Below are 14,211 nucleotides of genomic sequence, written 5' to 3'. Positions count from 1 at the left end.
ATAAGGAAAATAGGGGATTACTTACCGATGCAAAAATCGTTGAAAATACTACCCAATATCTCCTCTACATCAACTTTTCCAACGATCATACCCAAATGTCTAGTAGCTAATCTTAAATCTTCTGCTGCTTTATCAAAATCTTCTATTTCTTTTTTTTGATTAAAGTTATTCAAATGATCTAAACACTGTTCCAAATGTTGTCTGTGTCTTTCTCTTGTAATTAAAATATCATCACTGGTTATAAATTTATTTTTTAAATTATTTTTTATTTTTGAAATTAGTTCATCAATATTTTTATTATCTTTAATTGAGATTAAAACATGATTTATATTTTTAATTTCTGAATCAATTTCTTTTTCTAAAAGATCAGACTTGTTTATAACTAAAATTGCATTCTCATCTAATAAACTCTTCAAAACATCAGTCAAATCAACGCTTTTTGCATCCACCACTACAAGCTTTAAATCTGCTTCTTCGGCTCTATTTAAAGATAATTTAATACCTTTTTTTTCTATTTCATCTTTAGATTCTCGTATTCCTGCTGTATCAGATATTATTACAGGATAACCATCTATACTAAGATGAGTTTCTATGACATCTCTTGTGGTACCAGCTATTTCAGAAACAATTGCAACATCTCTATTTGATAAATGATTTATTAAACTAGATTTCCCTGCATTAGTAGGTCCAAGAATTGCAATCTTAAACCCTTCTCTAATTCTTTCTCCAACTTTTTGATCATTTAAAATCTTTTTAATTTTTTGAATAACATCATTTGAATCATTTTTGATTTCATCCAAAATATTGTTTGGCAAATCTTCATCGGGGAAGTCAATTTTAGCTTCAACATGAGATAAAATTTTTAAAAGTTTTTCTCTTAAAAAATTGAATTGATCTGCTGACTTACCATTCATAATTTTAATTGCTTGTTGTCTTTGAATTTCTGTTTCAGATGAAATTAGATCAGCTATACTTTCTGCTTCTAATAAGTTTATTTTTCCATTTTGAAATGCAAGTTTAGTAAATTCGCCTGGCTCTGCTAATCTACAGTTTTCAATTTGAGAAATAGAAAAGTGAAGGGCATCTACTACAGCTTTGCTTCCATGGACTTGTATCTCGACCATATCTTCGCCTGTGTAGCTCTCAGGCCCTGGAAACCATAATATTATACCCTCGTCAATTAGCTCAGAACTGTTGATTTTATTGATTTTTCTTAACGTTGCTACTCTTGGCTGAGGAACCTTTTTGCCTGTAAGGATCTTAATTACTTTTGAAGATTGTTCTCCTGAAATTCTAACAATTGCAACACCTGAAACACCAGGTCCAGTTGATAAAGCATAAATTGTCATTTGAAGATTATATCTTCAAATTTGCATCACTGTAAAACTTAAAATGTTATAAAAAATTCTTATGCTGGTTTGTTCATTGAGTTAAAAAACTCAGCATTGTTTTTGGTATCTTTTAATTTTGAATTTATAAACTCTATTGCATCCATAGTTCCCATAGGAGCAATTATTCTTCTTAATACATTCATTTTTTGTAAATCATTTTTATCAAACAAGAGTTCTTCTCTTCTTGTTCCAGATTTTGTTATATCAATTGCAGGATAGATTCTCTTATCTGCAATTTTTCTATCTAAAACAGTTTCGCTATTACCTGTTCCTTTAAATTCCTCAAAAATAACTTCGTCCATTCTACTTCCAGTATCAATCAAAGCAGTAGAAATAATGGTTAATGAACCACCTTCCTCAATATTTCTTGCAGCACCAAAAAATCTTTTTGGTCTCTGAAGCGCATTTGCATCTACACCTCCTGTTAAAACTTTTCCCGAACTTGGTATTACAGCATTATATGCTCTTCCTAGTCTTGTTATTGAGTCTAATAAGATAACAACATCTTTTTTATGTTCAGTTAATCTTTTTGCTTTTTCTATAACCATTTCAGCAACAGCTACGTGTCTTTGTGCCGGTTCATCAAAAGTAGAGCTAATTACTTCACCTTTTACAGTCCTTTGCATATCTGTCACTTCCTCTGGACGTTCATCTATCAATAAGACTATAAGGTAACACTCTGGATAGTTTTTGGCTATTGAGTTTGCAATACTTTGTAAGATCATAGTTTTACCAGCTTTGGGTGGCGATATAATTATTGATCTTTGACCTTTTCCAATTGGGCTAACTAAATCAATTAGTCTTGGAGTAAGGTCTAGTTTTTTTTCTACCTTAGTTGTTTCGATTTCCATGACCAATTGTTTGTCAGGGTATAATGGTGTTAAGTTATCAAATGCAATTTTATGTCTTGCTTTTTCTGGCTCTTCAAAATTTATTTTACTCACTTGTAATAATGCAAAATATCTTTCACCTTCTTTAGGGGCTCTGACTGGTCCTTCAACAGTATCTCCTGTCCTTAAACCAAATTTTCTTATTTGACTTGGACTTACATAAATGTCATCTGGTCCTGGAAGATAATTAGACTCCATTGCTCTAAGAAAACCAAAACCATCTTGTAATAGCTGTAAAACACCTACACCTGTGATTTCTTCTTTTTCTGCAACTTTTTTTAGAATAGCAAAAAGAATTTCTTGTTTTCTTAGTGTGCTAGCATTTTCAATACCAAGCTCCTCTGCTTGTGTAATAAGCTGTTCAGATGATTTAAGTTTTAGTTCTTGAATATTCATGATTAGTTTTCTGATAAGGACTTATCAATAGATATAATATATATGCTGTTTTTGTTATTTCAACCCTAGATTGGCTTAAAAATAGCTAAAAATACTACAATAATTAAAATTACAGTTGGTACTTCATTAATAATTCTAAAAAATTTAGAAGATCTTACGTTTGTTTCATTTTTCAATGCTCGAAGACATTTGCCTAAATATTCATGATAAATTGATAGAAATAATACCAACACCAATTTGATTTGCATCCATAAATTTGAAAAAACTTCAAAGCCAATTAAATAAATTAATATTAATCCAAAAGCCCATGTTAGCAACATAGCAGGACGCATAATGTAATTATATAGTCTCTTCTCCATCAAAATAAAAATATCAGTCGTTTCTTTTTTTTCTTTGTTTTCAACATGATAAACAAAAATTCTTGGAAGATATAAAAGACCAGCCATCCAGGAAACAACAGCAATTAAATGTAAGGACTTAAAAAGCAAATAAGTATTCATTAATCAAATATTTTTTTCAATTAAATATTTTAATAAAATAATATGGTCATCATTGTCATTTAAACATGGAACCATATCAAAGTTTTTTCCTCCAGCATTTATAAAACTTTCTTTACCTTGAATTAATATTTCTTCTAATGTTTCCACACAATCGGATGAAAAGCCTGGACAAATTGTGAGGATATTTTTAATTCCTTCTTTAGGTAAATTTTCTAATGTTTTGTCAGTGTACGGTTGAAGCCATTCTTGTGGACCAAATCTTGACTGGAAGGTAGTTTTGATTTTTATAGAATTAAACTTTTCTGAAATAAGTCTCGTTGTTTTATAACAATAGCAATGATACGGGTCTCCTTTATCAAAATATTTTTTTGGTATGCCGTGGTATGAAGCTATGATTAGGTCTGGTTTCCAATCAATTTCATTAATTTTTTTATTAACTGAATTAACTAATGCTTCTATGTAGAGAGGATTAGATTCATAATGTGGTATTATTTTCAGGGAAGGCTGCCATCTCATTTTCATTAGTGTTCTATAAACTTCATCACAAGCCGTTGCCGTTGTTGCAGCTGCATATTGAGGATAAAGAGGAAGAATTACTAAATTTTCGCAGCCCATCTCGTGTAATTTGTGTACTTTACTTTTAATGCTTGGATTTCCATATCTCATTGCAAAATCTAAAACGATGTTATCTTTTTGTAATAACTTAGAAGTTTTCTCGCTCTGTTTTTTTGTATAATAAAGAAGTGGTGACATATTTTCATTTTTCATCCAAATTTCTTTATAAGCCTTAGCGGTTTTAGAAGGTCTGAAGGTTAAGATAAATAGGTTTAAAATTATTTGCCAAATTATGGGATTTACTTCAATCACTCTTCTGTCTGTGAGAAATTCTTTTAAATACTTCCTAATATCAAACCAATTTGTTGAGTCTGGTGTGCCCAGGTTAATTAGCAAAACCCCCGTTTTCCCATATTTTATTGGTGGATGATTTTTATCCATTATTTAACTATTTTTTACTATTTTAATTAAGTTTTCGACCATCTCTGGATTTGTTTCTGGAAGAATACCATGTCCTAAATTAAATATATATGGGTGATCTTTGAAAATTTCCAAATATTTAGAGGTTTCTTTTTTTAAATTTTCATAATCTGTTAAAAGAACTTTGGGATCTAGACCCCCTTGAACTGGAATTTTTATATTTTTAAGAATTTTTTTAGGATCAACATTATAATCGATACTTATTGCATCAGGTTTAACAATTTCACAAAACTCTTTATAATTTTTAATTTCTCTTGGAAAACATATTACTGGTACATTTAAAGATTTAACATAGTCCACTAAATTTAAAGTAGGAGAGTAGATATAATTTGGTAGATCTTTTTCTTCTAATAAACCTGCCCAACTGTCAAAAATTTGAATAACATTTGCCCCATTGTCTATTTGGTTTTTAATATGAACTTTTAAAAATTTTTCTATAATTAATAAAATTCTGTTTATTAAAAATTCATCTTTAAAAAAGTTTTTATTCAAATCTTTTTTTGGAGATTTTAAATTAATCATATAAACTAAAAGAGTCCAAGGGGCTCCTACAAATCCAATAGTATTTTTATCTTTTACAATTGGATCAGTGCTTACTTTTTTTATTGCTTTATATACAGGATATATTTTTTCAACAAAATCTATTTCATCTAATTTTGCTATCTCGTTTAAATCTAGATTATCTAATTTGGGACCAAAATTTTTCTCAAATCTTACTTTTTGACCTAAACCGTAAGGTAACATTAAAATATCAGAAAAAATTATTGCAGCGTCAATATCAAATCTTTTTAATGGTTGTAAAGTTATCTCGGCTGATAAACTATCATTTAAACATAAATTAATAAAATCAGGATTTTCTTTTCTAATTTTTCTAAACTCTGGTAAATATCGACCTGCTTGTCTCATTATCCATATAGGATTAAATGAAGTGTCTTTATTAATAATTACTTTGTTTAAAAGTTTCATATAAGAGCCTTTATAATTATTGTAGTATTAATATATCTTGTGAATAAAGGTGATTATTTTTTATAAACATTATATTCACAATTTATCAATATGTTTGACGATTAAAATTGTTTAAAATGAAGCTTTTTTGGTTATTTTAATTTTTGTGGATTGTTTTAGTCTATTTATTATTATTGTTAATAAAAATCAGCTTTTACAAGAGATTTAAGGGAGATTTAAAATTTTATAACTTAATTAAAATAATACAAATTTATTAACAATTTTTTCATGAGTAATACATATCAAATTTATTTAATTTCAGATTCAACTGGAGAAACTTTAGATAGAATATTTTTAGCTCTTAAAGCACAATTTTTAAATATAGAATATAAAGTTCATTCTTATTCTTTCACAAGAACAGAAAATCAAATTCTAAAAATTTTAGAAGATGCCAAAAAAAACGAAAATTCAATAATTTTATATACTATCGTAGACAACAACCTTGCCAAGTATTTAGCTAATGAGAGTGAAAAAAAAAAGATACCATGCTTTGGTGTGCTGGGTAATTTAATTTTAAATTTTTCTAAAATTTTAAATCAAAAAGCTACTCACGAACCAAGTGGCCAACATGTTTTGAATGATGAATATTATGATAGAATTGAAGCAATTCAATTTACCATGAATCATGATGATGGTAATTTATTAAGCGAAGTAGAAAAATCTGATATTATACTTGTTGGTGTTAGTAGAACCAGTAAAACACCCACTTCTATTTATCTTGCTAATAAAGGTTTTAAAACATCAAATATTCCTTTGGTTAATGAAAATTCTCTACCAGAGAAACTCAAACAAAATCCTCATGTGACTTGCGTTGTTGGATTAAGTACAGAACCCGAAAGATTGGCAGATTTAAGAAAAAACAGAATGAATTCATTAAAAGAAAAGGAAAATATAGATTATACTAACTTAGAAAGTATTAAAAAAGAAGTTCTTCAAGCAAAAAAAACATTTAAAAAATACAAATGGCCCTTAATAGATGTTACAAGAAAATCTGTTGAAGAAACAGCTGCTTCTATTATCAAAATACACGAAATATATTTAAACAATGCAAAATAGAATTATCCTGGCATCCAAAAGTAAGGTGAGAAAAGATATTTTAGATAAAAACAATATAGAAAATATCGTTGAACCTTCAAACATTGACGAAGATATAGTAAAATTAGCTCTAATTAAGGAAAAAGCCACTCCTGATATTATCTCAAAAAATTTGGCGGAATTAAAAGCAAATAAAGTTAGTGGTAAAAGGCTAGGAGAAACAGTTCTTGGCGCTGATAGTGTTATTGACCTAGATGGAGAATTAATATCAAAACCCGAGAGTAGAGAAGAAGCAATGAAAATATTAAAAAAACTGAATGGTAAATCACATTTTTTAATAAGCTCAGTTTGTATTTCAAAAAATGGGTCAATGATTTGGAATTATACAGACAAAGCTACTCTAAAAATGAAAAATTTTTCAGATATGGAGTTAGAAAGTTATTTGTCCAAAATAACAGATGAAAATCTTTATGCTTACAATGTTTATCAGATTGAAGGAGAGGGCAGAAATTTGTTCAGCAGCATAGAGGGAGATGTAGATACGATTATGGGTTTGCCCATCACAAAAATCAAAGAGTATTTAAATTTGCTCAAATGAAGAAATACGCAGTAATTGGTAATCCTATAAATCATTCGTTGTCTCCAATTCTTCACAATCATTGGCTAAAAGAAAATAATATTAATGCTATTTATGATAAAATTAAATTGGAAGAAAACCAAATTAAAAATTTTATAAATAAAATTAAAAAAAAAGAATTAGCAGGGTGTAACGTAACAGTGCCTTTCAAAAAATCTGTAATTCCTTTTTTAGACGAATTAAGCTTCGAAGCAAATCAGACTCAATCTGTAAATACAATAATTTTGAAAGATGATCTTTTAATTGGACATAATACAGATATTGTGGGTTTTCAAAAAGCTATCAAAAGTTTAAAATATACTATCAAGGATAAAAGAATCTTTATTTTAGGTGCTGGCGGAGTAACTCCTTCAATTATTTTTGCTTTAAATAAAATGGGGGTATCCGAAATAACAATTAGCAATAGAACCAAAGAAAAAGCAGAAAAATTAAAAGAGCAATTCCAAAATATAAGTGTTACAGAATGGGGCAAGTTGCCTGATTTTGATGTAATAATTAACGCTACAAGCCTTGGATTAAATAATGAAACTATTAATTTAGACTTTTCAAATATTAAGGACGATAAACTGTTTTATGATGTTATTTATAATCCAAGTGAAACTAATTTTTTAAAAGAAGGTAGAAAACTAGGAAACAAAATAGATAACGGTAAATTAATGTTTATTTATCAGGCTTTTGAAGCATTTAAATTATGGCATATGATTGAACCACAAGTAAACAATGAAATATTAAAATTATTAAAAAATGATTAGAATAGGTATAGTTGGAGCAATTGGATCTGGAAAAACATTTGTAGCAAATAATTTTGGATATCCAGTTTTTAATGCCGATCACGAAGTTTCGAAATTATATCAAAAAGATAAGAAAATTTTTACAAAACTCAACAAAACATTGCCGAAATATATTTTAACTTTTCCTGTAAATAAAAATGAAATTATAAAAGCAATATTAGAAAATAAAAATAATTTAAAAAAGATAATCAATATTGTTCATAAAGAAGTTAGAAAAAAATTAAAAATATTTCTCAAAAAAAACAAAAATAAAAAAATCGTCATATTGGATATTCCGCTATTATTCGAAAATAAAATTTACAATAAAAAAGATATATTGGTTTTTGTTCAATCTAAAAAAAAAGACATTGATAGGAAAATAAAAAAAAGGTTTAACTATAACAATAAAATTATTAATATATTCAGAGAAATCCAATTTGATCTAAATTATAAAAAAAAAAAATCACAATATATAATTAAAAATACATTTACAAAAAATCCTGTTAAAAAAGAAATTAAAAAAATATTAAATGAAATTAGCTAAATGAAAGAAATAGTCTTAGATACAGAAACAACTGGTATTTCAGTTAAAGAAGGCCACAGAATTGTAGAAATTGGTTGTTTAGAGCTTGATAATTTAATTCCAAAAAAAAAATTTCACGTTTACTTGAATCCTGAGAGAAAAGTTTCAGAAAAAGCTTTCCAAGTGCATGGTTATTCTGATGAATTTTTAGCAAAACAAAAAAAATTTAGTGAAATTGCTGAAGAGTTTCTAAAATTTATAGAAGGTAAAAGCTTAATTATTCATAATGCAGAATTTGATATTGCGCATTTGAATAATGAGCTATCATTATTAGGAAAGAAAAAAATTAATAATCAAATATTGGATACACTTGAATTGGCTAGAAACAAATTCCCAGGCTCTGCATCAAGTTTAGATGCATTGTGTAAAAGATTCAGAATAGATAATTCTAGAAGAGTTCATCATACAGCGTTAATAGATTGCGATCTTTTATTTAAAGTTTATGTTAATTTAATTGATCAGAAAGAACCCAAACTTAATTTTGAAAATTCATACATTGGTGAAAAAGTGTTTGATAATTCTAAAATTTCTTATTTCAAAAAAATTGTAAAACCTACAGACGAAGAATTAAGTAATCACAAAAAATATTTAAAAGACCAATTAAAAAAAAATTATTATTAATTAAATTTTTGATTATATAAACTTTCAAAATCTATTTTTTTTTCAAATTTAATTCCAGGATAACCAGAATTGTGCAAAAGATCTAATAAAGATTTTTCCATATCTGGATATATTGAAGTTTGTACATCACATAAAATTATTTTCTGCAGTTCTTCTTTTTCTTTTACTTCTATATTAATTTTAACTATCGATGAGTACGTTATCTCAAAATGAGATTTCTTTTTATTTCCTGCTTTATCTTCAAATTTTAAAACAGTATTAACTTCAATATGCTGATTTTTTAAAGGTTTAGAGGTTATATCTATACCAAGCTGATATTTAGATATGTAATCTTTTACGAATAAATATGTCTCAAGATCAGGAGTTTCACTCGACATATCCTTAATGTATTTTCCAATTACTTTAAATTTTTCTGTCATTGTCATCTTCTATATCTTCAAATTCACCATCAATAAAATTATTTTTTTTAAATTTATTTTTATCTGCTTTTTTTGAAAATTTTTTAAATAATATTTTTCTACTTGGTGGAAAAATTAATAAAAAACCAATAAGGTCCGTAACAAAACCAGGCACAATTAATAATAATGCGGCAAAAGCAATAGCTGCACCAGACATTACTTCAAAAGCTGGAATTTCATTTTTATTTAATTGTACAAAACCTGATCTTAATGTGTTTAAACCCTCATATTTTGCATAATAAATGCCTATTATTGCTGTTATGAATATTAACAGAATGGTTGTAATTGCACCAATTCCAGATCCAACTTTAATTAAAACGTAAATTTCAACAACTGGAACTAAAATTATACTTAAAAATATTGGGTTCATTTGTCCTTAATCTAAATTGCTGGTTGAAATTAATCAACAGAGTAATTACTATCTAACCATGAATTATAGTTTCGAATATATAGATATCATTCTATTAGCAATGATTGCTGGGTTTATTTTTTTAAGACTAAGAGGAATTCTTGGTAAAAGAACTGGTTTCGAAGGTAAATCGCCAGCACAATTTAAGGAAGTATTAAAAAACATTAAAGTTGAAAAATCTATAAAACCTAAAGAAAATTTTGATGATGAGGCTCAAAAAGAATTTTTAAAGGGAGCAAGAATTGCTTACGAAACAATTATTACTGATTTTAGTGATAACGATAACAAAATTACAAACGCTAAACCTTTGTTAAATAGAGAAATTTACAATCAGTTTGATGATGCGTTAAAAGAAAGAGCAAAAAGAGGACATTTTGCAGAAATAACTTTTATCGGAGTTAATAAAGCTGAGATTAAAGAATACAAAAAAATTGGAAATATTTTAAATGTAACTGTAGATTTTATAGCTGAGGTTATTACTTGTATTAAAGATAAAGAAAAAAAAATTGTTTCTGGAGATCCTGAAAAAATTAAAAAAATTTATGATACCTGGGTTTTTTCTAGAGATACAACTTCAGCAAATCCTAACTGGCAGTTAGTTAATATTTTAACATAATTGAACGATAAATTATCAAATAAAGATAAAAAAGATTGGCAAACCTTTATTTCAAGTAAGGAAAAAATTCTAGATAAAGATTTTAAACCAGAATTTAAAAATCCATTACAAGTAAGATCTATAGATCTTCACGGATATACTCTTGAACAAGCAAATACAGCTATAGAAAAATTTATACTTAAATCATATGAAGAAAAGGTTGGTAAATTAATTGTTGTTACTGGAAAAGGAATTCATTCCGATGTCGAGAAAGATCCTTATGTTTCAAAAGATTTGAGTATTTTAAAATATTCAGTTCCTGAATTCATTTCAAATAATAAAATTTTAATGAATATAATTAATGAGATTACCGATGCAGAAATACATGATGGAGGAAGTGGTGCTTTTTATATATATTTAAAAAAGTTAAAATAAAATTTTATTAGTTTTTTAAATTATGATTGTTTGGCTTGCATCTTATCCCAAAAGTGGCAACACTTTAATAAGATCTATGTTAGCTGCTTATTTTTTTTCCAAAGATGGAATATACAACTTTGATTTAATTAAAAATATTAAACAATTTCCTAAAACTTCATTGTTTGAAAAAATGGCAATTAATATTAGGAATGAAAGGGAGATTGTTAAAAATTACATAGCAGCTCAAGAAACTTTTAATAAAAAAAATTCTATTCAATTTTTAAAAACCCATAGTTATTTATTTGATATAGAAGGCCATCGATTTACAGATTTAAAAAATTCTTTAGGTGTAATCTATATTGTGAGAGACCCAAGAAATGTTGTAACTTCTTGGGCTAATTTTGCTAATATATCAATCGAGAAAGCTGCAGATAAACTTATTAATACTACACGTATGGGTGGCAATATTTATAGTCTTGATAAAAATGATCAGATAATAGTTTATACTGGAAATTGGAGTAGTCATTATAGAAGTTGGAAGTCTTTTAAATATCAAGATAGATATTTGTTAATTAAATATGAAGATTTAATTAACAATCGAGATTTTATTTTTAAAAAAATTCTAAAATTTTTATATAAATTAAAGAACACAAAATTCATTATTAATCAAAAAAAATTTAAAAATGTAATTGAGACAACCGATTTTCATAAGATGAAAGAAATTGAGGAACAAAAAGGTTTTTTTGAAGGAAAAGTAAATTTGCAAACTGGTAAAAAGATACCTTTTTTTAATCTTGGTCCAAAAAATGATTGGAAAAAATTACTAAATATAGAGACAAAAAAAAATATTGAAGAAGCCTTTAAAAAAGAAATGGTAGAGTTGGGTTACTTATAGAACTTAAAGTATAAATTTAGAAAGGTCAGTATCTTTAACTAAATTATCAAGGTTTTTATTAATATAATCTTTATTAATTATAATTTTTTCACCCGCTCTGTCTGTTGCTGTAAAGCTGATATCATCTAATATTTTTTCAATGATTGTATGTAACCTTCTTGCTCCAATATTTTCGACTGTAGCATTTACTTCTGATGCAATGTTTGCAATTGTATCAATACCATCATCAGAAAATTCGAGCTCTACATTTTCAGTTTTTAAAAGAGCCACATATTGTTTTATTAAACTGTAGTCTGGTTCTTTTAAAATTCTTTTAAAATCTTCGCTAGTTAAAGCTTCTAGCTCAACTCGTATTGGCAATCTTCCTTGTAACTCTGGTAATAGATCAGATGGTTTTGCAAGTTGGAAAGCACCTGATGCAATAAATAAAATATGATCAGTTTTGATTGGACCATGTTTGGTGTTTACTGTTGTTCCTTCTATAAGAGGTAATAAATCTCTTTGCACACCCTCTCTAGAAACATCACCACCAACTCTATCAGTTCTAGCTGAAATTTTATCTATTTCGTCTAAAAAAACTATACCATTATTCTCTGTTGATAATTTAGCAGCTTTAACAATTTTATCTTGTTCAATTAGTTTGTCCGATTCATCATTAATTAAAATTTCATGTGATTCTTTAACCGACATTTTTTTCTTTTTTTCTTTGTTTCCCATAGATTTACCAATCATTTCTCCAATGTTTATCATACCAACATTAGCACCTGGCATTCCTGGGATTTCAAAAGATGCACCGTTAGAACCTGTGTCGCTTACAGCTATCTCTATTTCATTGTCATCTAAGTCACCATTTCTTAGTCTTTTCCTAAAACTTTCTCTTGTTGCAAGGCTTGCCTTTTTCCCTACTAAAGCATCTAGCACTTTTTCCTCAGCTGCTTTTTGAGCTTGCGCATAAACTTCTTTTCTTTTTTTTACTTTTTCCATTGCAATTGCAATTTCAATTAAGTCTCTAACAATCTGTTCTACATCTCTTCCAACGTATCCGACTTCTGTAAATCTAGTTGCTTCAACTTTAACGAAGGGAGCTTCTGCTAGTTTTGAAAGTCTTCTAGAAATTTCTGTTTTTCCAACCCCTGTTGGTCCAATCATTAAAATATTTTTTGGCAAAACCTCATTTTTCATTTCACCTTTTAAAGCCTGTCTTCTCCATCTATTCCTTAATGCAACAGCAACAGCTTTTTTTGCTTTATTTTGGCCAACAACAAAACGATCTAATTCTGAAACTATCTCTCTTGGTGAAAGAGCACTTACTAAAGATGCTTCTTCTTTTTGAGTTTTTTCTTTAGGATGCAAAGGTGTTACGTTTGAATTATCCATTATATTTTTTCAACTTTAACATTTTCATTTGTAAAAACACAAATATCTGCTGCAACTTTAATTGCTTTTTTTGCAACTTCTTCTGCAGATAAATTACCTTCCATTAAAACTTTTCCAGCTGCTAAGGCATAATTTCCACCAGAACCTATTCCTATTACATCACCTTCAGGCTCCAGAACATCACCAGTTCCAGAAATAATATAACTATTATTTTTATCACCAACAGCCATTAATGCTTCTAATCTTCTTAAATATTTATCAGTTCGCCAGTCTTTTGCTAACTCAACTGCAGCTCTTGATAAATTACCAGCATGTTTTTCTAATTTTCCTTCTAATCTTTCGAATAAAGTTAACGCATCAGCAGTTGATCCTGCAAATCCTGCTACGACATCTCTTTTCTCAATTTTTCTAACTTTTGAAGCTGTGCTTTTGACAACAGTATTTCCCATACTTACTTGTCCATCACCAGCAACCACAACTTCATTATTTTTTCTAACCAATACAATTGTTGTCATAACTAATAAATGGTAACTATTTTTGATACTTCAAGTATCTAGACTGATATTGATATAGTTGGATTAAGTATGTATACCATTTAAAATATATGGCTAGAAAAGGAAAAGTTTCTCGAAAAACAAAAGAAACCAGTATCAATGTTGAATTAAACATTGATGGTAAAGGTAAATACCAAATTGATACTGGAATAGGTTTTTTAGATCATATGCTTGAACAACTATCAAAGCATTCTCTAATTGATCTGAAAGTAAAAGCAAAAGGTGATACTCATATTGATCTTCACCACACAACTGAAGATACAGGAATTGCAATTGGAGAAGCTTTAAAAAAAGCTGCAAAGAAATTTGTAGGTATTAAAAGATATGCACACAGAGTTATTCCAATGGATGAAACATTAACTAGAGTTGCAATAGATGTTTCAAATAGACCTTATTTAATATGGAAAGTAAAATTAAAAGTTGAAAAACTTGGTGAAATGGACACTGAATTATTTAAAGAATGGTTTCAAGCATTCTCTCAATCTGCCGGCATTACAATGCATGTTGAAAATATTTATGGTGATAATAGTCACCACATTATTGAGTCTTGTTATAAAGCTTTAGCAAGATCTCTTAGAGAAGCATTGGAAATGGATCCAAGAAGTAAAAAGAGTATTCCATCTACTAAAGGCTCATTATAATT

At 27.8% G+C, this 14,211-nt stretch carries 18 protein-coding genes; 9 read left to right on the top strand and 9 right to left on the bottom strand.

Annotated elements, in window-relative coordinates; all coding sequences use genetic code 11:
- Positions 1–17 precede the first annotated feature (17 nt).
- The 5 genes from mnmE to hemE all read right to left on the bottom strand — a co-directional run bounded on the left by mnmE (position 18) and on the right by hemE (position 5,178).
- Positions 18–1,349, bottom strand: a complete 1,332-nt coding sequence (gene mnmE / locus ACTTAO_RS03470; RefSeq protein WP_440690903.1) for a tRNA uridine-5-carboxymethylaminomethyl(34) synthesis GTPase MnmE — start codon at positions 1,347–1,349, stop codon at positions 18–20.
- Between the two features lie 59 nt (positions 1,350–1,408).
- The gene (gene rho / locus ACTTAO_RS03465) at positions 1,409–2,677 is read right to left on the bottom strand and encodes a transcription termination factor Rho (protein WP_440690902.1); all 1,269 of its coding nucleotides are present in this window, start codon (positions 2,675–2,677) and stop codon (positions 1,409–1,411) included.
- A 65-nt stretch (positions 2,678–2,742) separates the two neighbouring features.
- On the bottom strand, positions 2,743–3,177 hold the full coding sequence (hemJ, locus tag ACTTAO_RS03460) for a protoporphyrinogen oxidase HemJ (protein WP_440690901.1): 435 nt from the start codon (positions 3,175–3,177) through the stop codon (positions 2,743–2,745).
- 3 nt (positions 3,178–3,180) lie between these two features.
- Complete coding sequence (gene hemH / locus ACTTAO_RS03455; RefSeq protein ID WP_440690900.1) at positions 3,181–4,173, bottom strand: ferrochelatase; 993 nt, start codon at positions 4,171–4,173, stop codon at positions 3,181–3,183.
- 3 nt (positions 4,174–4,176) lie between these two features.
- Positions 4,177–5,178 carry a uroporphyrinogen decarboxylase gene (gene hemE / locus ACTTAO_RS03450; RefSeq protein WP_440690899.1) on the bottom strand — a complete coding sequence of 334 codons (1,002 nt, stop codon included), beginning with the start codon at positions 5,176–5,178 and terminating at the stop codon, positions 4,177–4,179.
- Between the two features lie 267 nt (positions 5,179–5,445).
- On the opposite strand from hemE, the gene ACTTAO_RS03445 reads away from it, so the two are divergent.
- From ACTTAO_RS03445 to dnaQ, 5 genes are read left to right on the top strand one after another with little or no spacing between them, the layout of a single operon-like run.
- The gene (locus tag ACTTAO_RS03445; RefSeq protein WP_440690898.1) at positions 5,446–6,273 is read left to right on the top strand and encodes a pyruvate, water dikinase regulatory protein; all 828 of its coding nucleotides are present in this window, start codon (positions 5,446–5,448) and stop codon (positions 6,271–6,273) included.
- Positions 6,263–6,850: a Maf family protein gene (locus tag ACTTAO_RS03440; RefSeq protein ID WP_440690897.1), complete on the top strand. Its 588-nt coding sequence runs from the start codon at positions 6,263–6,265 to the stop codon at positions 6,848–6,850. Before ACTTAO_RS03445 ends, ACTTAO_RS03440 begins: the two co-directional genes overlap by 11 nt.
- The gene (aroE, locus tag ACTTAO_RS03435) at positions 6,847–7,641 is read left to right on the top strand and encodes a shikimate dehydrogenase (protein WP_440690896.1); all 795 of its coding nucleotides are present in this window, start codon (positions 6,847–6,849) and stop codon (positions 7,639–7,641) included. The genes ACTTAO_RS03440 and aroE overlap by 4 nt, the downstream gene beginning before the upstream one ends.
- Positions 7,634–8,203, top strand: a complete 570-nt coding sequence (gene coaE, locus ACTTAO_RS03430; RefSeq protein ID WP_440690895.1) for a dephospho-CoA kinase — start codon at positions 7,634–7,636, stop codon at positions 8,201–8,203. Before aroE ends, coaE begins: the two co-directional genes overlap by 8 nt.
- Positions 8,204–8,863, top strand: coding sequence for a DNA polymerase III subunit epsilon (gene dnaQ / locus ACTTAO_RS03425; RefSeq protein ID WP_440690894.1), 660 nt, complete (start codon positions 8,204–8,206; stop codon positions 8,861–8,863).
- Here dnaQ and ACTTAO_RS03420 read toward each other — a convergent pair.
- Both ACTTAO_RS03420 and ACTTAO_RS03415 read right to left on the bottom strand, forming a co-directional pair.
- Positions 8,860–9,282, bottom strand: a complete 423-nt coding sequence (locus tag ACTTAO_RS03420; RefSeq protein WP_440690893.1) for a protein-export chaperone SecB — start codon at positions 9,280–9,282, stop codon at positions 8,860–8,862. The two genes, dnaQ and ACTTAO_RS03420, sit on opposite strands and share 4 nt — an antisense overlap.
- Positions 9,266–9,691, bottom strand: coding sequence for an FxsA family protein (locus ACTTAO_RS03415; protein WP_440690892.1), 426 nt, complete (start codon positions 9,689–9,691; stop codon positions 9,266–9,268). The genes ACTTAO_RS03420 and ACTTAO_RS03415 overlap by 17 nt, the downstream gene beginning before the upstream one ends.
- A gap of 58 nt (positions 9,692–9,749) precedes the next feature.
- Here ACTTAO_RS03415 and ACTTAO_RS03410 point away from each other — a divergent pair, with 58 nt between their 5' ends.
- The 3 genes from ACTTAO_RS03410 to ACTTAO_RS03400 are packed head-to-tail and all read left to right on the top strand — an operon-like array spanning position 9,750 to position 11,637.
- Positions 9,750–10,346, top strand: coding sequence for a Tim44/TimA family putative adaptor protein (locus ACTTAO_RS03410; protein ID WP_440690891.1), 597 nt, complete (start codon positions 9,750–9,752; stop codon positions 10,344–10,346).
- A complete protein-coding gene (locus ACTTAO_RS03405; RefSeq protein WP_440690890.1) occupies positions 10,347–10,760 on the top strand; it encodes a Smr/MutS family protein in 414 nt (137 codons plus the stop codon).
- A gap of 22 nt (positions 10,761–10,782) precedes the next feature.
- Positions 10,783–11,637 (top strand): sulfotransferase domain-containing protein, encoded by an 855-nt coding sequence (locus tag ACTTAO_RS03400; protein WP_440690889.1) that lies wholly within the window; start codon positions 10,783–10,785, stop codon positions 11,635–11,637.
- Between the two features lie 3 nt (positions 11,638–11,640).
- On the opposite strand, the gene hslU is transcribed toward ACTTAO_RS03400, so the two are convergent.
- Together hslU and hslV are read right to left on the bottom strand one after the other, a co-directional pair.
- Complete coding sequence (hslU, locus tag ACTTAO_RS03395) at positions 11,641–13,014, bottom strand: ATP-dependent protease ATPase subunit HslU (protein WP_440690888.1); 1,374 nt, start codon at positions 13,012–13,014, stop codon at positions 11,641–11,643.
- Complete coding sequence (gene hslV / locus ACTTAO_RS03390) at positions 13,014–13,529, bottom strand: ATP-dependent protease subunit HslV (protein WP_440690887.1); 516 nt, start codon at positions 13,527–13,529, stop codon at positions 13,014–13,016. Before hslV ends, hslU begins: the two co-directional genes overlap by 1 nt.
- A gap of 89 nt (positions 13,530–13,618) precedes the next feature.
- Between hslV and hisB the strand changes: the two genes are divergently transcribed.
- Positions 13,619–14,209 carry an imidazoleglycerol-phosphate dehydratase HisB gene (hisB, locus tag ACTTAO_RS03385; protein WP_440619165.1) on the top strand — a complete coding sequence of 197 codons (591 nt, stop codon included), beginning with the start codon at positions 13,619–13,621 and terminating at the stop codon, positions 14,207–14,209.
- Positions 14,210–14,211: the final 2 nt, after the last annotated feature.

Source organism: Candidatus Pelagibacter sp. HIMB1782 (assembly GCF_052047475.1).
Taxonomy (GTDB): domain Bacteria; phylum Pseudomonadota; class Alphaproteobacteria; order Pelagibacterales; family Pelagibacteraceae; genus Pelagibacter.
The sequence above is the reverse complement of the archived record's forward strand: the minus strand, read 5'-3'. Positions and strand labels throughout refer to the sequence as shown.